This is a genomic window from Sphaerotilus sp. (assembly GCF_013299175.1).
In the GTDB taxonomy this organism is placed as follows: Bacteria; Pseudomonadota; Gammaproteobacteria; order Burkholderiales; family Burkholderiaceae_C; genus Sphaerotilus.
In genome coordinates this window covers 52059-70289 of the sequence record NZ_JAAFKF010000001.1, presented here as the reverse complement: position 1 = coordinate 70289, position 18231 = coordinate 52059, and the positions used below count along the sequence as shown (strand labels likewise).

The following is an 18231-nucleotide window of genomic DNA, read 5'->3' as shown; positions in this document are numbered from 1 at the left end:
CTTGCCTCAGCACGCCGCCTGCAGCCAGCCCATCACGGCCCGCGGCAATCCGCGCACATCCCCCGGCAGCGCCCCGCTGGCAAAGCCGACATGTCCACCGTGGTCGGGTTGCCACAGGGTGACGTGGCGCCCGACTTCGTGCGCAGCGGGCAGGCTCTCGGCTGGCACGAAAGGGTCGTTGCGGGCGTTGAGCACCAGCGCCGGAATGCGGATCTCGGCCAGCCGCGGCTGGGCGGAGGCGCGGAGCCAGTAGTCCTCGGTGTCCCGGTAGCCGTGCAGCGGGGCGGTGAAGAGGTTGTCGAAGGTGTAGAGATCACGCGCCTGACGGAGTCGGTCGGCGTCGAACAGGCCGGGGTGCTGCGCGAGCTTGGCGAACGCCTTGGGCTTCATGGTGCGCAGGAACATCGGCGTGTAGAGGTGGCGGTTCAGGCCGCGGCCGATGGCGTGGCCAGCCGCCGCCAGATCGATCGGCGAACACACCGACGCCACTGCCTGCACCACCCGCCCTGCCTGCGCGCCTGACTCCTGCGCCCAGCGCAACAAGGCATTGCCACCCAGCGAGACGCCAACCGCGACGACCGGACCACCGCCGTGGTGCGCGTGCGTGTGCGACTGGCGGACCGTGTCCAGCATCCAGCCGATCTCGGCGTGGTCGCCCGAGTGGTAGGCACGCGGGGCCAGATTCATCTCCCCCGAGCAACCGCGGAAATGCGGAACGGCATACGCCCACCCATTGCGGCGCGCCCAGTCGGCGAAGGCCAGCGCGTAGTGGCTGCGCGAGGAGCCCTCGAGTCCGTGGAACAGCACCAGCAGGCCGGCGCCCGCACCCTCGCCGACCGCAGCGCCGCCGATGCCGTGGTCCAGCCAGTCGATGTCGATGAAATCCCCGTCCGGCGTGGTGTGGCGCGCGCGTCGGTAGACGATCGGCTCGGCAGGATCGTGGCGGCGCGAGAACAGCGCCGGCCAGACGGTTTGCGCCTGGCCGCCGGGCAGCCAGGCCGGAGCGGGGTCGAGGGTCAGCACAGACCGCGGGGCACGGTCAATGCAGCGTCGAAGGCTCGTCGCTGAACTCCTGCACCTGGCGCGGACTGCCGGGGCTGGCGTGGTGGGCGAGCAGGCGCCAGCCCTGCGGGGTTTTCACGAAGATGTTGGTGGCCAGCACATAGGCGCGCTGCGGCCCCTCGGGGGTGGTGACACGGATCTCTTCGAGGACATGGTGGATGGCGCAGCTTCCGGCCACGATGCGCCGCACCTGCGAGACGCGGGCATCGACACGGCCATGGGCAAACAGGCTCTCGAAGGCCGACCGGATCGCCTGCGCGCCGACCAGCCGCGGCCCGCCCGGATGGATGCAGGCGATGTCCTCGTCGTCCGACCAGACCGACATCACGCGCTCCAGGTCGGCCTGTTGCAGCGCCTCGTAGAACTGGGTTTCGGTTTCGTCAGGAGTCGCCATCAAGGCAGCCTGCAAGGGCTTGGCACGGGGCATGGGGTTCCTTAGCGGCAGAGGATGGTCCGGATTCTACGCAGCCACCATGGCGCCCGTGGGGCCTCTAGAATCCGCCGACTTCGACGAGGACCAACGCATGGCAGCAACTTCCCCGGAACGTGCGCAGGAATTGGCCGATCTCCTTGCCAGAACGGGTCTGGGCGACCGCGCCGCGTTTTCCACCCTCTACCAGCGCACCAGCGCGCATCTGCTCGGAGTGATCCTGCGTATCCAGCGGCAGAGGGATCTCGCCGAAGAGCTTCTCCAGGAGGTTTACGTGAACGTCTGGCGCAGCGCAGCGGGATTCGATGCCAGCCGCGCCCAGGCGCTGACCTGGCTGTCGAGCGTGGCGCGCAACCGCGCCATCGACAGCCTGCGCCGACGCCAGACCGAACCGGAAACCGTCAGCACCCACCGCCCCGGCAGGGAGGATGAGGAAGACCACGACATGTTGCAGGATTTCGCCTCCGATGACCCCGATCCCCAGACGCTGCTCAGCCACGCCGTCGAGTCCCGCGCCGTGCGGGTGTGTCTGGACGCCTTGAGCGGCGACCAGAAACAGTGCCTCGCGCTGGCCTTCTACCAGGGCCTGTCGCACGCCGAGGTGGCCGAACAGATGACGCAGCCGCTGGGCAGCGTGAAGAGCTGGGTGCGCCGCGGCCTGCTGGCGCTGCGCACGTGTCTGGAGCGTGCCGGCTTGGGTGGCGACGCCGGGCCAGCCACCGCCACCGTGACCGGGCCGCGGGGTTGAGCCATGGACTACAGCCGCCGTGAACTGAGCGATCGCCTGGCCGCCGAATATGTGCTGGGCACCTTGCACGGGGGCGCACGCCGCCGTTTCGAGTCCCTGTTGCCGGCGCATCCCGGCTTGCGCCAGGCCGTCTGGCGCTGGCAGGACCGGCTGGTGCCCCTGACGGCGAGCGTGCCGCCGGTGACGCCGTCAGCCGCCGTGTGGACAGGCATCGAGCAACGGCTCTTCGGCGACGCCACCATGGCCGGCGCCTCGGCCTCGGTGCAGCAGCGCATCACCCGCTGGTGGGAGCGCCTCGGACTCTGGCAAGGTCTGGCCGGGGCGGCGAGTCTGGCCACGCTCGCGCTGGCCGTGGCGCTGACCCTGCCCGGCCCGGTGCAACCACCCGTGGTCGTGGTGATGGGAACCGGGACCGGGCAAGGGCCGGCGAGCTTCGTCGCCAGCGTCGGCGCCGATGGCCGCAGTCTGGTGCTCAAGCCGCTGGCGGGCGTGGCGGTGACGACTACGCAGGCGCTGGAGCTTTGGGCGGTGCCACCGAAGGGTGCGCCGCGTTCGCTGGGGCTGGTGTCGAACCAGGGCGCCACCACGGTGCTGCGCGAGCACCTGCTGCAGGGCACTGCCGCGTTTGCCGTCAGCGTCGAGCCGACGGGAGGATCACCGACCGGCGCGCCGACGGGGCCGGTGGTGTCGGTGGGCCATCTGGAGCTTTGAGCGGCGGGCCGCGCAACTCCGTGGCCCGAGTCACGGGTCAGTGGTGCGCGTGGACCGTTTCGCCGGCCTTCAGGCGGTAGACAGTTCCGCAGTAGGCGCACTTGCCTTCACCGCTGTGGCTGAGGTCGATGTAGACCCTGGGGTGGTTGCTCCAGAGGGCCTGCTTGGGGTTGGGGCAGAACACCACGCCCGGCCCTTGCAGATCGGCGGCCAGCACTTCCACGACGGCAGCAGCTTTGTTGTCACTCATGTCTTGATGCTCCTCAGACCGGCTCAGACCGGGGTCAGCCACTCGGCGTACTTGGGGTTGCGGCCACCGACGATGTCGAAGAAGGCTGCCTGGATCTTCTCGGTGAGCGGGCCACGCGAGCCACAGCCGAGTTCGATCCGGTCGAGTTCGCGGATGGGGGTGACTTCTGCCGCGGTGCCCGTGAAGAAGGCTTCGTCGCAGATGTAGACCTCGTCGCGGGTGATGCGCTTTTCCACCACTTTCAGGCCCAGGTCGGCGCAGATCGAGAAGATCGTGTTGCGCGTGATGCCGTTGAGGGCGCCGGCGGACAGGTCGGGCGTGTAGACGATGCCGTTCTTGATGACGAACAGGTTCTCGCCGGCGCCTTCGGAGACGAACCCACTTGCGTCGAGCAGCATGGCCTCGTCGTAGCCGTCCTCGGTCGCTTCCATGTTGGCCAGGATCGAGTTGGTGTAGTTGCTCACCGCCTTGGCCTGCGTCATCGTGATGTTGACGTGGTGGCGGGTGTAGCTGCTGATCTTGACGCGGATGCCGCGCTTCAGGCCCTCTTCGCCCAGGTAGGCGCCCCAGGGCCAGGCGGCGACCATCAGGTGGACGGTGTTGCCTTTCGGGCTGACGCCGAGCTTTTCCGAGCCGATCCAGGTCAGCGGGCGCAGGTAGCAGCTCTCCAACTGGTTCTCGCGCACGACGGCCTTCTGCGCCTCCACCACCTCCTCGAACGAGAAGGGGATCTTCATGCGCAGGATCTTGGCCGAGTTGAACAGGCGCTCGGTGTGTTCGCGCAGGCGGAAGATCGCCGTGCCGTCCGGCGTCTTGTAGGCGCGCACGCCCTCGAAGGCGCCGCAGCCATAGTGCAGCGTGTGGGACAGGACGTGGATCTTGGCGTCGCGCCAGTCCACCAGTTGTCCGTCCATCCAGATTTTTCCGTCTCGGTCGTGCATCGACATGGTGTGTGCTTGCCTACAGTGCCTACAGGTCGGGGTGCGAGATTGTACGGGTCGAGAGCTTGAAGCTCACCATGGCGCGCAGCCGGTTGGGCGCCACCGGGCGGGCCAGCAGGTGGATGTCCGGCTCGGCACCATGGCCCAGATCGGCCTCGCCGTCGCTCACCAGCACGGCCGGCAGCGGCGCACCGAAGACCTGCCGCAGCGCGCGCACGAGATCGACCCCACCGCGTTCGTGTGCCGGCATGCGGCCGATGAGGACCAGATCCGGCAGCCGGGCCTGGCTGGCCGACCAGTCGAGCACCTGCGCCGCGTGGCAGAAAGCGCTGGTCTGCGCGCCCCAGTGCTGCAGCATGGCACCGGGGGTGTCGGGACCGGCATCGAGTTCGGCACCCACCAGCACCACATGCCGCCCGACCAGCGTCGGCCCGGTCCAGGTCGGTGTCGTGGCCCATGGCGCAGCAGCAAGCTCCGCCAGCTCCCCCGGTTGTGCCGCACTGCTCAGCGGCAGCAGCAGGCTGAACACCGTGCCATGCCCAGGACGCGAGCGCACGCTGATCGGTGCCTGCAGCAGCTCCGCCAACCGCCGCACGATCGCCAGACCGAGTCCGAGTCCCTTGCGTGGCGAGTTGTCCGGCCCGCGCGCCGCCACGACCTGGTAGAACTCGTCGAAGATGCTGGGCAGCAGCCGTGCATCGATGCCCAGCCCCGTGTCCCAGACCTGGATCAGCAGCCGCCCCGCGCGCGCCCGGCAGCTCACCAGCACCCCGCCGTCCTCGGTGTAGCGGATGGCGTTGGACACCAGATTGCGCAGGATGCGCTCCACCAGCAGCGGATCGGCCCGCACCGCGTGGCGCCCGCCCACGAAGTCCAGCCCGAGTCCCTTGTCGAAGGCTTGCGGCTCGAAGTGGAGTTTCAACCGGGCGTACAGCTCGCGCATGTGGAACAGCTTGGACTCGACCACGATGGCGCCACTGTCGATGCTGGTCAGGTCGAGCAGCTTGTCGAACAGCGCCTCCAGCGCATCGACCGCCTCGCCGATGCTGGCGATGGGTGGCTCCAGCGCGCTGTCCCGGTTGCGCAGGCGCAGCGACTCGGTGAACAGCACCAGCGCGTGCAGCGGCTGGCGCAGGTCGTGGCTGGCGGCAGTGAAGAACTGGGTACGGGCACGGGTGGCGGCTTCGGCGTCGAGCCTGGCTTCCTCGGCGATGTCTTTTTCGGCGGCGAGCAGCGCGGCGAGCCGCTCGGAGCGGTGCTTGAACGAGAGCAGCCGGAGGTAGTCCTGGCGCTGGTGGTGGCCCACCAGGGCAATGCCGACACAGACACCCACCACCGCCAGCGTGCCGGCCCAGTGGGAGCCGGTGTGCGTGGCCCAGAGTTGCCAGACCGTCGCCACGGCCACCAGCGCGGTGCCGGCCCGCGTGGCGCCATGCCCGGCAGCCGCCGAGCCGATGCCCAGACACGCCAGCAGCGCGAGCAGCCCGGCACGCTGCCAATCGGTGCCCAGCGGGTACAGCCAGAGCACCGCCAGCGCCCACACCCCCGCGCACACCAGCGTGGACAGCGCCCAGCGGCGGCACCAGACCCGCCAGTCCGACACCTGGAGCGCGGGCTGGGTCTGGTGCCAGCGGTGCAGCCGCCAGCGCCAGGCCCAGGCCAGCAGCGCCAGCAGCAACCAGCACGTGCCGACACGCAGCACCTGCGCCTGCGCCTGTGCCTGTGCCTGGGGCCACACCACGAACAGCAGGCCGATCGCGGCCATGGCCAGCGCCTGGCCGAGCAGGCTGGCGGGGAGTTGCGCATAGAGCGCGCCGACCCGATCGGCCGGCGCATCCGACGCAGGGGAGTTCATCGGAGCCGCCCCTGCTCAGCGCAGCACCATGCCGCGCAGCCCGGTGCCACGGGTGTCGCTGCCTGCCGGTGCATGCAGACGGCCCACGGCCAGCACCGCCTGGGTGCGCGAGTTGACGCCCAGCGTGCGCAGCACGGCGGCGACATGGTCCTTGACCGTCTCGACCGAAATGGCCAGATCCCGCGCGATCATCTTGTTGGATTTGCCATCCAGCAGCAGCGCCAGCACCTCGCGCTGGCGCGGCGTCATGCCCAGCCGGTCCAGCGCCGCGTCGCGCTCGGCCACCTCTCCGACACGGCGGCCTGCCGCGCGGTGGCCACCGAACGCCAGCCGGTCGTCCTCCACCGAAGCACCCAGCGAACCCGGCATCAGCGGCCCGACACCCGCACCCGCACCCGACAAGCCGGTGGACAGCGCCGAGTCCCCGAGGCTGGGCGTCATGGGCGGGACATAGATGCCGCCGGACATCACCAGGTGCAGCGCCTCGAACAGCAGCTCGTTGCTGGCACGCTTCGGCACGAATCCCATGGCACCCGAGTCGATGGCGCGGATCACGTCGCTGGCCCGGTCGGAAGCCGACACGACCACCACCGGCAGCGCCGGATAGCCCATCCGCAACTCGTCCAGCACGTCAAAGCCGCTGGCGTCGTCCAGGTGCAGATCGAGCAGCACCAGGTCGAAATCCGAGTCCTGCCGCAACAGCGCACGGCACTCGGCCGCCGTCTCCACCCCCAGCGCCTCGACGTTGGCGCCCAGGCCAAGGATCACGCTCTGCATCGCCGACAGGATCAGTGGGTGGTCATCGATCAGCAGTACCTTCATCGAACTCTCCAGACAGCACCGCAGTCACGGCAGATCGATGGTAGCGGCGCGCCAACCCCCTCAAGCGCAGTCTGTGTCCCCCACAAGAGGGAGTGCAAAAACCGGAAATGTTCACCCTGGATTCAGCTTGCATTCCGCATTCGCCACAAACTGCAACGGAATGAAAGTGTTTGCAATACATCAATATTCACCATGGTACCATCCCCCGAATAAGTGTAATTTTGCACAATTTTGCTTACTTTAACCGGTTTTTGCAGATCAATCGCCGATGAACCGTCCGCAATCCGATCATGACTATCACCTGCGATACCGGTGCTCTGCGCAGTGGCGCTCCTTCCTGGGGGCCTTGGCGCATGAGATGAACACCCGGATCGAACCCGACCAGTCCCGCGCGCTCATGCGCCGCCTCGGTGCCTCGATGGCCCGCAACGCGCCGTTGCCCACGCTGGAGCTGCTGCCCGACCTGGAAGCCGCCATGAACAGCGTCTGGGCCGGCATGGACTGGGGCTGGGTGGAACTCAACGATACCAATGATGCGCTGCGCATTGTCCACCACTGCGCCCCCATCGAAGCCGCCTTCGGGTCCGGCAGCCGCGCGTGGTCCCCGGCGGTACTGGAGGGGGCGTATGAACAGTGGCTGCGGGCGGCCGGTGCAGGCGACCGCCTGCGCGTGCAGCAGATCGCCACCGACACCGCCAGCGCCGAACCCGTGTACGTTTTTGCCCTGGCCGCCTGATCCGGCGCATCAGGCCCAGTTGTCCTGTCGCAGCACGAGCAAGAGCCTTTCCATGAACAACGGTGACGACATCCACAACCTGCTGAAGACGCTGGGCCACGACGCCGGCATCTACCAGGATCTGGCCAAGTACAACGCCTCGCGGGCAGCGGTGCGCCGCGCGGCGATGGGCCGCACGGTCGATCCGGCGCTGACCGCGCTCGCCGCCAGTGCGGAGCCGGTGCCTGCGGTGCCGCCATCGGCCAGCGAGCTGCCGCGGGTGCTGCGCGTGGGCCAGGACACGCAGACCGGGCCGTCGACGCTCTCGTCGATCCTGCACCGACTGGCCAGCCCGAGCGAGCCGCCCGCCGCCACCGCCACCGGCCATGGCAGCCCACCGTCCCGTCCGACCGACACCGGCACCACCCCCGGTACCGCAGCCCCCTCCACCCGGCTGGACCGCCTGTTCGGTCGCCTGGCGACCCGAACGTCGGGCTACCTGACCCGCTGATCCCTTCCGCCCCGCTGCTGGCCGTGCGCGCGCTGTGCGCGGCGACAGCGGGATCTGTCTGCCTGTCCGACCTTCCTACCCGCCATGGCCGAATCGCCGGATCTGTCTTCTCTCCACCACCCGCCCGCTGCGGCGCGCCCGCTGATGTCACCGGTCGGCGCCTGGCGCACGGCCGGCTGGCACTGGAACACCTGGGAGTACCGGGCGTTGCAGCTCGCGATGCTGCTCAGCGGCGCCTTGCTGATGGTCACGGTCATCTCGGTGCCGCTCGACCTGTGGGAGCAGGTGGTGTTCGGCGTGCTGTGCTTTGTGTGCGCGCTGCTGCTGAACCGCTCGCCGGGCCGGTTCGTCACCCTGCTGCTGACCTTCATCTCGCTGTCCGTGTCGAGCCGCTACCTCTACTGGCGCATGACCGAGACGCTGCAGATGGACAACGGCCTGGACCTGTTTTTCGGCAGCGGACTGATCGCCGCCGAGGTCTACGCGTGGCTGGTGCTGGTGCTGGGGTTCTTCCAGACGATCTGGCCGCTGGAACGCCGTCCGGTGGCGCTGACGATGCCGGTGGAGGAGTGGCCGACGATCGACGTGTTCATCCCCACCTACAACGAACCGCTGAAGGTGGTGAAGCCGACCGTGCTGGCCGCGATGGCGCTGGACTGGCCGCTCGACAAGCTGCGCATCCACCTGCTCGACGACGGACGGCGCGAGGAATTCCGCGACTTCGCCGAGGAGGTCGGCATCGAGTGGGTGATCCGCAGCGACAACCGCCACGCCAAGGCCGGCAACATCAACGCCGCGCTCGCGCGCACCGATGGCGAGTTCGTCGCCATCTTCGACTGCGACCACATCCCCACGCGCTCCTTCCTGCAGATGACGCTCGGCTGGTTCTACAAGGATCCCAAGCTGGCGATGCTGCAGACGCCGCACCACTTCTTCTCGCCCGACCCCTTCGAGCGCAACCTCGACACCTTCGGCAACGTGCCCAACGAGGGCGAGCTGTTCTACGGACTGGTGCAGGACGGCAACGACTTCTGGAACGCCACCTTCTTCTGCGGCTCCTGCGCGGTGCTGCGGCGGGACATGCTGATGGAGGTCGGCGGCGTGGCGATCGAGACCGTGACGGAGGACGCCCACACCGCGCTGAAGCTGCACCGCAAGGGCTGGAACACCGCCTACATCGGCATCCCGCAAGCCGCCGGACTCGCCACCGAAAGCCTCTCCGCCCACGTCGGCCAGCGCATCCGCTGGGCGCGCGGCATGGCACAGATCTTCCGCACCGACTGTCCGCTGTGGGGCAAGGGCCTGACCTGGGCACAGCGGCTGTGCTACTCGAACGCGATGCTGCACTTCTTCTACGGCCTGCCGCGGCTCGTGTTCCTGACCGCGCCGCTGGCCTACCTGTTCTTCGCCGCCCACGTCATCCACGCCTCGGCCGTGATGATCGCCGCGATGGCCCTGCCGCACCTGGTCCACGCCAACCTCGTCAACTCGCGCACCCAGGGCAAGTTCCGGCATTCGTTCTGGGCCGAGGTCTACGAGGCGGTGCTGGCCTGGTACATCTTCCGCCCGACGATGCTCGCGCTGATCGACCCCAAGGCCGGCAGCTTCAACGTCACCGCCAAGGGTGGCTACATCGAGCGCGACTTCTTCGACTGGGGCATCGCGCGGCCGTATGTGGTGCTGCTGTCGCTGAACCTGGTCGGCTTCGTGGTGGGCATCGCGCGGCTGTTCTGGTGGAACACGCATGAACTGGACACGGTGCTGCTCAACATGCTGTGGACGCTCTACAACCTCGTCATCCTGGGCGCAGCGGCGGCAGCGGCGTCGGAGACCCGGCAGGTCCGGCAGTCCCACCGCGTGCAGTTCGGCATCCCGGCGCGCATGGAAACCGCCGACGGCCGCGTCTGGCACGTCGAGACCGAAGATTTCTCGGAAGGCGGCCTGCGCGTGCGGCTGCCCCCTGGCGTGATGCTGGAGGAGCAGACCCCCGTGACGCTGGCGCTGCTGCGGGGCGACCACGCCGCGCTGTTCTCGGCGCTGATCGTGTTCCGCCAGGGCGAGCACCACGGCCTGCGCTTCGACCCGATGACGCTGCAGCAGCAGATGGACCTGGTGGAGATCACCTTCGCCCGCGCCGACGCCTGGATCGACCACGCCACCCGCCACGCGCCCGACCGACCGGCCCACGCGCTGCGGCAGATCATCGGCCTGGGGGTGCGGGGCTGCGCCAAGGTGTTCGGCTGGAAATCGAAGCACGCGGCACCGCCACGCCGGCCCGCCTCGGTGCGCGCCTGAACAACAGCACGGTACAGCGGCACGGCACGGCATGGCCTGACGCGACACAACAAGGATGGCTGGGGATGGACAAGAGAACCGACACGGCGCGGGTGCGCCGATTGCGCACAGGGCACCCAGTGGCCCGCCGGGCAGGGACTGCGCTGCTGACGCTGGCGCTCGCGCTGGGGGGGCCATGGGCATGGCCGAGCGCGGTGGCGGCCACACCAGGCCGCGACCTCGTCCTGCCCTTCTCGCAGCTCGGCCAGCGCGATGCCGTCATGCTCAAGCGCGGCCACACGCGCCACCCCTTCCACTTCGCGCTGCGGGCCGATGAGGTGGTGTCGTCCGCCGTGCTCAAGCTGGATCTGGCGCAGTCGCCGATGCTGGCCGGGCGGGTCGGGGCGCTGGAGGTGCGGCTCAATGGAGAACTGGTGAGCCGGCTGGAGGCCACTGCCGCGACCGCCACCGCGGCCAGTGCCCCCGCAGCCGGTCCCCGTGGCACCCGCCACACGGTCACGATCGACCCGCGCCTGGTGCTCGACCAGAACGAGCTGACCGTGCAGTTCACCGAGCCGATCGACTGCACTGCCGCAGAAAGCGCCGGCCTGTGGGCCCAGATCGCCCTGACCTCGTCGCTGAACCTGGTGATGGCCCCGCTGCCGCTGGCCGACGATCTCTCGCTGCTGCCCGCACCCTTCTTCGATCCGCATGACCCGCGCCGCAACGCGCTGACGCTGGTGCTCTCGCCGCGGGCCAGCGACGCCACGCTGCAGGCGGCGGGCAATGTCGCGTCCTGGTTCGGTGCGCTGTCGGCTTACCGGGGCGTGCGGGTCCAGGCGCGCGACCGCCTGCCGAGCGGCAATGCCATCGTGCTCGCCACCCCCGAGGATGCGCCGCCCGGCGTGGTCCTGCCGCCGATCGCCGGCGCGTCGGTGACGCTGGCCGCACACCCGGACGATCCGCAGCACAAGGTGCTTTACCTGCTCGGCCGCGACGGACAGGAACTGCGCCGCGCCGCCGATGCCCTCGTGCGCGGCCAGTTGCCCGGCCACGGCAGCAGCGCGCTGATCGACCGCCTGACCGACGCCGCGCCGCGCCGCGCCTGGGACGCCCCGCACTGGACACCCACCCACCGCCCCGTGCGCCTGGACGAGCTGGTCTCCACCGCCGCGCTGACCACCCGCGACACCCGGCCGCTGCAGGTGAGCGTGCCGATGCGGCTGCCGCCCGACCTGTTCCCGTGGCGCGAGCGCAAGGTGCAGGTCGATCTGCGGATGCGCTACGAAGCCCGCCCGGACGATGCCCCTGCGGCCCTGCAAGTGCGCTTCAACGGCACGACCCAGCTCGACGAGCGGCTCGAACCCAGTGTCACCGCGCGCTGGCTCGACAACCTGCAGCGCAGCCTGCGCGGCGAGCGCGACGACGCGCTGACCCGCTCGGCACGCCGCAACCTGCGCATCCCCGTGGCCACGCTGGGCACGCAGTCCTACGCGCGCCTGGAGGTGGCGCTGGAGCATGGCGTCGCCGACGAAGCCAGCGAGTGCCTGCGCGAAGGCCGCGCCGATGCCGCACTGGACCGCCCGCGCAGCGTGCTCGACGGCAACTCGACCATCGACTTTTCCAGCGCGCCGCACTTCCTGCCCCTGCCGGACCTGGCCGCCTTCGCCAACACCACCCACCCATACACCCGGCTGGCCGATCTGGCCGAAACGGCCGTGGTCCTGCCCGACCAGCCTTCGCGGGAAGACCTCGACGCCTTCCTGACCCTGATGGGCCGGGCCGGCGAGGCCACCGGCTTGTCGGCGCGGCTGGTGCAGGTGGTGCATGCCCGCGGCGTGGCACAGGTGGCCGACCGGGATCTGATCGTCATCGGCAGCGCCGGCAACCAGCGCCTGTTCGCCGACTGGGCGGGCGCGATGCCCTTCCAGGACCTGGCCGCCGTGCGTGCTGCCGCCGCGAACCCGTCCCGAGCGGCAAACGCACACGCCGGCTTCAGCCTGTTGTCGTTGTCACCCACGGAGTGGATCTGGCCGGAGGGCTTGCACTGGCTGCGCGCCCTCTGGCAACGCGGCGACCTCCCGCCGCTGGACGCCCTGGCGTTCCGCGGCACGGACCCGCAAGCGGCGCTGGTCGGCTTCGAGTCACCGCTGGCGAGCAACCGCAGCGTCGTGGGTCTGATGTCCACCACCCCCGCCGCCCTGTCCTTCATCACCGACGCCCTGCTCGACAGCGACCGTCTGGCGCAGATCCACGGCCACGTCACCCTGTTCGAGGAATCCGGCCGCATCACCCCCTTCCGCGCCGACCCGACCTACGCCAGCGGCGACCTGCCGTGGCTGAGCTGGCTGCGCTGGAAGCTCTCGGACCGGCCGGTGCTGCTGTGGGCGGTGCTGATGCTGGGACTGCTGGCGCTGTCGGCGGTGATCTATGTGCTGCTCCAGCGCCATGCCTTGCGCCGCCATGCCGGGGCATCGGCCTGAGCCGCCGGGGCAGCCGCAGCGCAGGCGGCTGCTGCTGCGGCTCGGCGCCCTGGCCGGTGGGGTCGGCGCACTCGCGAGCGCCGCCTGTGCCGCGCCGGCCCCGGCCGCATCGTCGGCGGCGCCCGTGCGGCGGCTGGCCTGCGACGACTTCGATGCCCTGTGGAGCAGCTTCGCCGGCACCTTCCTGCAGCCCGACGGCCGCGTGCTCGACCCCGACACCGAGGCCCGTGTCAGCACCTCCGAGGGCCAGTCCTACGCGCTGTTCTTCGCGCTGGTGGCCGACGACCGCCCGCGCTTCGACCGGGTGCTGCAGTGGACCCGCCAGAACCTCTGCAGTGGGGACTTCGCCGCGCGGCTGCCCGCCTGGCAGTGGGGCCGCCAGCGCGATGGCCGCTGGGGCGTGCTCGACGCCAACGCCGCCAGCGACGCCGACCTCTGGCTCGCCTGGACGCTGATCGAGGCCGCCCGGCTCTGGAACGCGCCCGCGCTGGCCACGGACGGCCGGGCGCTGCTGGCGCGCATCCGGGCCGAGGAGGTCGCCGAGGTGCCGGGGCTGGGCACCATGCTGCTGCCGGGTCCGCAGGGTTTCGTCAGCGAAGACCGCCTGCAGTGGCGCTTCAACCCGAGTTACGCACCGCTGCATGTGCTGCGCGGGCTGGCCAGCGCCGATCCGGGCGGACCGTGGACGGCGCTGGCCGAACAATCCGCGCGCACGCTGGCCGGCATGGCGCCACACGGACTCGCCCCCGACTGGGCCACCTGGTCGGTGCAGCACAGCGCGCCGCTGCGGGGCCGCTGGACCGCCGACACGCAGCAGGGCGACACCGGCAGCTACGACGCGATCCGCTGCTACCTCTGGGCCGGCGTCGCCCCGACCGATGACCCGCTCAAGCCGGCGCTGCTGCAAGGACTCGCGGGCATGCAGCGCCACACCCGCGCCGCCACCCTGCCCGAGCGCCTGGCCACCCGCGCCCCGGCCAGCGCAGACCCGGCCAGCGTGGCCCGCGGCACCGCCCCGCCCGGCTTCACCGCCGCGCTGCAACCCTATCTCACCGCGCTGGGCGACTGCGCCGGCGCCCAGCACCTGGCCGAGCGGCTCGCCGCCACCTGCGCCAGTGGCACCCGTCTGCGCTACTACGACCACGCCCTGGCGCTGTTCAGCACCGGCTGGCTGCAGCAACGCTGGCGCTGCGACCGCCACGGTCGGCTGCAGCGCACCCCCACTCCTTCGACCCCCCGCTGCCCGACCCCATGACGCACCCGTCCACCCCGACCACCCTGTCCTCCGACCGCTTCTTCCACCGTCCGGCACCGACCCTGGTTGCGCTGGCCTGCCTGGGCCTGATGGCGGGGCTGGCGACCACGGCCCACGCCGCGACCGCCTCCGCGCCGCCCGACGCTCCGCAGGCCGCGACCGTGCAGCCCCTGGTCGAGCAGGCCCGCCACTGGCAGCAGCGCGGCCGGGCGGATCTGGCCGGCCAGACCTGGCAGAAACTGCTCGGCGTCGATCCGCGGCAGCCGGAGGCGCTGTACGGGCTGGCGACGCAGAGCGTCGAAGCGGGGCGTTTCGACGAAGCCAGCGCCTACCTGAACCGGCTGCGCCAGGTGCGCCCCGACCATCCGGGGCTGGGCGCGCTGGCCAAGCAGGTGCAGTCCCAGACCTCGAACCAGGCGCTCATCACCACCGCGCGCCAATATGCGCAGGCCGGCCAGACCGAAGCCGCCGCACGCACCTACAAGCAGGCCCTCGGCGCCCAGCCGCCCAGCGACGACCTCGCGGTCGAGTACTACCAGACGCTCGGCGGCACCCGCGAAGGCTGGGACGAGGCACGCCGCGGCCTGGAGCGCCTGGCGCAATCCGCCCCCGGACAGGCCGGCCCGGCCCTCGCCCACGCCAAGCACCTGAGCTACCGCGAGCCGACCCGGCGCGACGCCATCCAGCGGCTGACCACCTTGTCCACCCAGGACGGCACCCCCGCCGCCGTGCAGAAGGAAGCCCGCGCCGCGTGGCGGCAGGCACTCGTGTGGCTGGACACCCGCGCCGCCGATGCACCGCTGTTGCGCCAGTACCTCGCCACCGTCGGCGACGACGCCGAGCTGCGCACCCGGCTCGGCGAGCTGCCCAAAGGCACGGCACCCGGTACGGGCCGTGCCACCGCAACCGCCCGCACAGACAGCAAGGCCACCCCGCGCAAGCCAGCCGCGCCCGCCCTGTCGCCACTCGCCCGCCAGGGCTTCACCGCGCTGGACAACGGCGACACCCCGACCGCCGCCCTGCGGTTCGACGCCGCCCTGCGCCAGCGCCCGGAGGACACCGACGCGCTCGCCGGCCTGGGCATCGTGCGGATGCGCGAGGACCGCTTCGCCGAGGCCGGCGAGCTGCTCGGCCGCGCCAGCGCCGCCACCAACGGCACCCGCTGGCAGCCGGTCTACCGCTCCGCCATGCACTGGCAGGCGGTCCACGACGGCCAGGCCGCCCGCCAGGTCGGCGACCTCGACCGCGCCACGCGCCTCGCCAAGGGCGCCGTCGAGACCGACCCGAAAGAGCCGGAGGGCCAGGTGCTGCTCGGCGACCTGCTGGCCGAGCAGGGCCAGTTCCTCACCGCCGACGCCGCCTACCGCGCGGCGCTGCAGACCGACGCCCGCCACCTGCGCGCCAACGCCGGGCTGCACCACGTCCTCGGCGCCGCCGGCCGCACGGAGCCGCAGCGGGCGCTGGTGCAGCGCATGGACACTGAAGTGCTCGCCCGCCTGGGTGGCGAGAACGGGCTCAAGGCCGGCCAGATGCGGCTGCAGGCCGACCTGGCCCAGCAGCGCGGCGATCTGGCCGGCGCGCAGGCATTGCTGGAGCAGGCCGTGGCACTGGCTCCGGCGTCGCCGTGGGTGCGGCTGTCGCTGGGCCAGTTGCTCATGCGCCAGAACCACCCGGAGGCGGCCAGTGCGCAGGTCGATGCCTTCGTGGTCCCGGCGGCACACCCGGGCGAGGCCCTGCTGGCCCGCGCCCTGCTGCAGACGGAGCTGAAGGACTGGCTCGGTGCCCTGCAAAGCCTGGAGCAGGTGCCCGCCCGCGCCCGCACCACCGAGATGGGCCGCCTGCAACGCCGGCTCGCCATCCAGGCCCAGGCCGCCGACGCCGTGGCACAGGCCCGTGCCGGTCAACGCTGGCAGGCCGAGGCGCTGCTGGTGGAAGCCGAAACGGCGGCCGGGCAAGACCCTGACCTCGTCGGCGCCGTCGCTGGCGCGCGGCTGGACCTGGGCGACGAGGTCCGTGCCGGGCAGCTCATCCGCGCCACCCTGGCCGCGCAGCCGCAGGCCGGTGCGGGTTTGCGCTTGCGCCACGCGGCGCTGCTGCTGCAGACGCGGCAGGATGCGGAGCTGGCCGGTGTGCTGCGCCAGCTCGCCGGCCAGCCACTGACCGCCGGCCAGCGGCGCGACTTCGACGAGCTGCGCATCGCCCTGGCCCTGCGCCAGGCGGACCAACTGCGTGAAGGCGGCGACCTCTACAACGCCTGGGAGGCGCTGGCGCCGGTGCTGCAGGAGCGTCCGCAGGAACCGCGCCTGCAGATGGCGCTGGCACGGCTCTACAGCGCGGGGGGTGACGATGCCCAGGCACGGGCGCTGTTCGAATCGGTGCTGCAGAAACAGCCCAACCTGCTCGACGCCTGGCTCGGCCTGGCCGGTGCCGCCGATGGCCAGAAGGACCACGACTCCGCCACCATGGCGCTCCAGGAGGCCGCACGGCTGGCGCCGAACAGCCCCGCCGTGCTCGCCCAGTACGCCCGCCACCACCGCGCCCGCGGCCAGTTCACCAAGGCGGCCGAGTACCTGCGCGCCGCCATCGCCGCCGAGCAGCCGAATCCGCTCCAGTGGGGACAGGCCCGCCTCGCCGGCAACCCGTTCGCGGCCCACGCGGCGGACGGCCGCTCGCGCACGCTGCTGGCGGTCGGGGGGGTGCCGAACCGGGTGCCCTCCAGCGGGTTCAACCCGAATGGGCCGGGGACAGGTCTGGGCCAAGGGTTGGCGAACCTGGACCAACTGCCGCCCACCGGCGCCGGCCAGCCCACCAGCCGCCCGGCGGCGGACAGTGCCGTCAGCCGTTCGCTGCGCTGGCGCGAGCCGGCACCGGCACCAGCGTCCGTGGTGACCGCCGCAGCGGTACCCATGCTGGCCGCGGCACCGCTGCCAAGCGCCGCTCTGCCGGTTTCTGCAGCGCAGGCCCGCCCGCCCAAGACCCTGGCGGACGAACTCGCCGAGGTGCAGGTCGAGCGCGGGCGCACCAGCGTCGAGTTCGCCGGCGCGATCAAGGCCCGCAGCGGCGAGTCCGGGCTGGGCCGGCTCGACCTCGTGCAGACACCGATCGAAGGCCGCAAGACCATCGAGGCGGTCGGACAGGTCAGCGTGAAGGTGACGCCCGTGGTGCTCAGCGCCGGACAGGTCAGCCAGACTGCGCGCGCCCGCAGCGGCACGCTCGGGCTGGACACCACCGGCGTGCTGGTGGCCCCGACGCAGAGCGACGCCGGGGTCGGCGTGGCAGTCGGACTGAAGACGCGCAAGCTGGCGGTGGATGTCGGCACCACGCCGATCGGTTTCTCGGTGGTGGATGTCGTGGGCGGGATGCGCTACATCGACGAGTTCGCCCAGAACCTGACGCTGACGGTGGACGCCTCGCGGCGGGCCGTCACGGACAGCGTGCTGTCGTTTGCCGGCACGACCGATGCCCGCACGGGCCGGGTCTGGGGCGGCGTGCGCGCCACCGGGGCGCAGGCGCAGGTGGCCTGGGAGCAGGCCGATGTCGGCGTCTACGGCTATGGCGGCGCCCATGCGCTGACGGGCCAGCGCGTCGCCAGCAACAGCCGCCTCGAACTGGGCGCCGGCAGCTTCTGGCACGCGCAGCGGCTGCCCGACTCGCAGATCGACATCGGCATGAACCTCGGCTACCAGCACTACCGGCGCAACCTGAGCGGCTACACCTGGGGCCAGGGCGGCTACTTCAGCCCGCAGCACCTGCTGGCACTGACCGTGCCGGTGAACTGGATCGGGCGCAGCGGGCGACTGAGCTGGGGCTTGCAAGGCTCGGCGGGCTTGCAGGCGTACCGCGAGGACGCCGCGCCCTACTTCCCGACCGACGCCGCCGCACAGGCGTCGCTGGAAAATCTGGCGGCGCAGCAGCGGGTGTCGTCGGCTGCCTACACGGCCCGCAGCGACGCGGGGCTGGTGCTGAACCTGGGCGGGGCGCTGGAATACCAGATCACCCGGCACCTGGACATCGGCACCCGGCTCGGCGTGGAACGCGCACCGCAGTTCACGCAGAGCACGGGGTCGATCTACCTGCGCCTGAGCCTGGAGCCGCGGGGCGGGCTGGGGGGCGGTGGCCTGCAGATGCCGGGGGGGCCGGCCGGGTACTGACCGCTGACCGGGCGGTGCCCGGT

14 protein-coding genes are annotated in these 18231 nt (G+C 71.1%); 8 read left to right on the top strand and 6 right to left on the bottom strand.

Annotated elements, in window-relative coordinates; all coding sequences use genetic code 11:
• Positions 1-6: 6 nt before the first annotated feature.
• Together QZW52_RS00330 and QZW52_RS00325 are read right to left on the bottom strand one after the other, a co-directional pair.
• Positions 7-1023, bottom strand: a complete 1017-nt coding sequence (locus QZW52_RS00330; protein ID WP_293993856.1) for a YheT family hydrolase — start codon at positions 1021-1023, stop codon at positions 7-9.
• A gap of 16 nt (positions 1024-1039) precedes the next feature.
• Complete coding sequence (locus tag QZW52_RS00325) at positions 1040-1456, bottom strand: YybH family protein (protein ID WP_293993855.1); 417 nt, start codon at positions 1454-1456, stop codon at positions 1040-1042.
• Between the two features lie 130 nt (positions 1457-1586).
• Here QZW52_RS00325 and QZW52_RS00320 point away from each other — a divergent pair, with 130 nt between their 5' ends.
• Entirely contained in the window at positions 1587-2240 is a 654-nt protein-coding gene (locus tag QZW52_RS00320; RefSeq protein WP_293993854.1) for a sigma-70 family RNA polymerase sigma factor, read from the top strand.
• A gap of 3 nt (positions 2241-2243) precedes the next feature.
• The gene (locus tag QZW52_RS00315; protein ID WP_293993853.1) at positions 2244-2951 is read left to right on the top strand and encodes an anti-sigma factor; all 708 of its coding nucleotides are present in this window, start codon (positions 2244-2246) and stop codon (positions 2949-2951) included.
• Positions 2952-2988: 37 nt separating this feature from the next.
• Here QZW52_RS00315 and QZW52_RS00310 read toward each other — a convergent pair whose 3' ends face one another.
• From QZW52_RS00310 to QZW52_RS00295, 4 genes are read right to left on the bottom strand one after another with little or no spacing between them, the layout of a single operon-like run.
• Positions 2989-3201, bottom strand: coding sequence for a zinc-finger domain-containing protein (locus QZW52_RS00310; RefSeq protein ID WP_293993852.1), 213 nt, complete (start codon positions 3199-3201; stop codon positions 2989-2991).
• Positions 3202-3224: 23 nt separating this feature from the next.
• Positions 3225-4148 (bottom strand): branched-chain amino acid transaminase, encoded by a 924-nt coding sequence (locus tag QZW52_RS00305; protein WP_293993851.1) that lies wholly within the window; start codon positions 4146-4148, stop codon positions 3225-3227.
• Positions 4149-4170: 22 nt separating this feature from the next.
• Complete coding sequence (locus QZW52_RS00300) at positions 4171-5997, bottom strand: ATP-binding protein (RefSeq protein WP_293993850.1); 1827 nt, start codon at positions 5995-5997, stop codon at positions 4171-4173.
• 15 nt (positions 5998-6012) lie between these two features.
• Positions 6013-6819, bottom strand: coding sequence for a response regulator (locus QZW52_RS00295; RefSeq protein WP_293993849.1), 807 nt, complete (start codon positions 6817-6819; stop codon positions 6013-6015).
• 268 nt (positions 6820-7087) lie between these two features.
• On the opposite strand from QZW52_RS00295, the gene bcsD reads away from it, so the two are divergent.
• From bcsD to QZW52_RS00265, 6 genes are all read left to right on the top strand, one after another.
• Complete coding sequence (gene bcsD / locus QZW52_RS00290) at positions 7088-7555, top strand: cellulose biosynthesis protein BcsD (protein WP_293993847.1); 468 nt, start codon at positions 7088-7090, stop codon at positions 7553-7555.
• Positions 7556-7607: 52 nt separating this feature from the next.
• On the top strand, positions 7608-8045 hold the full coding sequence (locus QZW52_RS00285) for a hypothetical protein (RefSeq protein WP_293993845.1): 438 nt from the start codon (positions 7608-7610) through the stop codon (positions 8043-8045).
• 144 nt (positions 8046-8189) lie between these two features.
• A complete protein-coding gene (bcsA, locus tag QZW52_RS00280) occupies positions 8190-10340 on the top strand; it encodes a UDP-forming cellulose synthase catalytic subunit (protein ID WP_434738249.1) in 2151 nt (716 codons plus the stop codon).
• A 65-nt stretch (positions 10341-10405) separates the two neighbouring features.
• Positions 10406-12802, top strand: coding sequence for a cellulose biosynthesis cyclic di-GMP-binding regulatory protein BcsB (locus QZW52_RS00275; RefSeq protein WP_293993843.1), 2397 nt, complete (start codon positions 10406-10408; stop codon positions 12800-12802).
• Positions 12768-14057: a cellulose synthase complex periplasmic endoglucanase BcsZ gene (gene bcsZ / locus QZW52_RS00270; protein WP_293993842.1), complete on the top strand. Its 1290-nt coding sequence runs from the start codon at positions 12768-12770 to the stop codon at positions 14055-14057. Before QZW52_RS00275 ends, bcsZ begins: the two co-directional genes overlap by 35 nt.
• Positions 14054-18208 carry a cellulose biosynthesis protein BcsC gene (locus QZW52_RS00265; RefSeq protein ID WP_293993841.1) on the top strand — a complete coding sequence of 1385 codons (4155 nt, stop codon included), beginning with the start codon at positions 14054-14056 and terminating at the stop codon, positions 18206-18208. Before bcsZ ends, QZW52_RS00265 begins: the two co-directional genes overlap by 4 nt.
• Positions 18209-18231: the final 23 nt, after the last annotated feature.

Bases quoted from the DNA above. Each gene is read 5' to 3' on its own strand.
- QZW52_RS00275 (WP_293993843.1), top strand. From the start codon at position 10,406: ATGGACAAGAGAACCGACACGGCGCGGGTGCGCCGATTGCGCACAGGG.
- QZW52_RS00310 (WP_293993852.1), bottom strand. From the start codon at position 3,201: ATGAGTGACAACAAAGCTGCTGCCGTCGTGGAAGTGCTGGCCGCCGAT.
- QZW52_RS00295 (WP_293993849.1), bottom strand. From the start codon at position 6,819: ATGAAGGTACTGCTGATCGATGACCACCCACTGATCCTGTCGGCGATG.
- bcsZ (WP_293993842.1), top strand. From the start codon at position 12,768: ATGCCTTGCGCCGCCATGCCGGGGCATCGGCCTGAGCCGCCGGGGCAG.
- QZW52_RS00300 (WP_293993850.1), bottom strand. From the start codon at position 5,997: ATGAACTCCCCTGCGTCGGATGCGCCGGCCGATCGGGTCGGCGCGCTC.
- QZW52_RS00325 (WP_293993855.1), bottom strand. From the start codon at position 1,456: ATGGCGACTCCTGACGAAACCGAAACCCAGTTCTACGAGGCGCTGCAA.
- QZW52_RS00265 (WP_293993841.1), top strand. From the start codon at position 14,054: ATGACGCACCCGTCCACCCCGACCACCCTGTCCTCCGACCGCTTCTTC.
- QZW52_RS00305 (WP_293993851.1), bottom strand. From the start codon at position 4,148: ATGTCGATGCACGACCGAGACGGAAAAATCTGGATGGACGGACAACTG.
- QZW52_RS00285 (WP_293993845.1), top strand. From the start codon at position 7,608: ATGAACAACGGTGACGACATCCACAACCTGCTGAAGACGCTGGGCCAC.
- bcsD (WP_293993847.1), top strand. From the start codon at position 7,088: ATGAACCGTCCGCAATCCGATCATGACTATCACCTGCGATACCGGTGC.
- QZW52_RS00320 (WP_293993854.1), top strand. From the start codon at position 1,587: ATGGCAGCAACTTCCCCGGAACGTGCGCAGGAATTGGCCGATCTCCTT.
- bcsA (WP_434738249.1), top strand. From the start codon at position 8,190: ATGTCACCGGTCGGCGCCTGGCGCACGGCCGGCTGGCACTGGAACACC.
- QZW52_RS00315 (WP_293993853.1), top strand. From the start codon at position 2,244: ATGGACTACAGCCGCCGTGAACTGAGCGATCGCCTGGCCGCCGAATAT.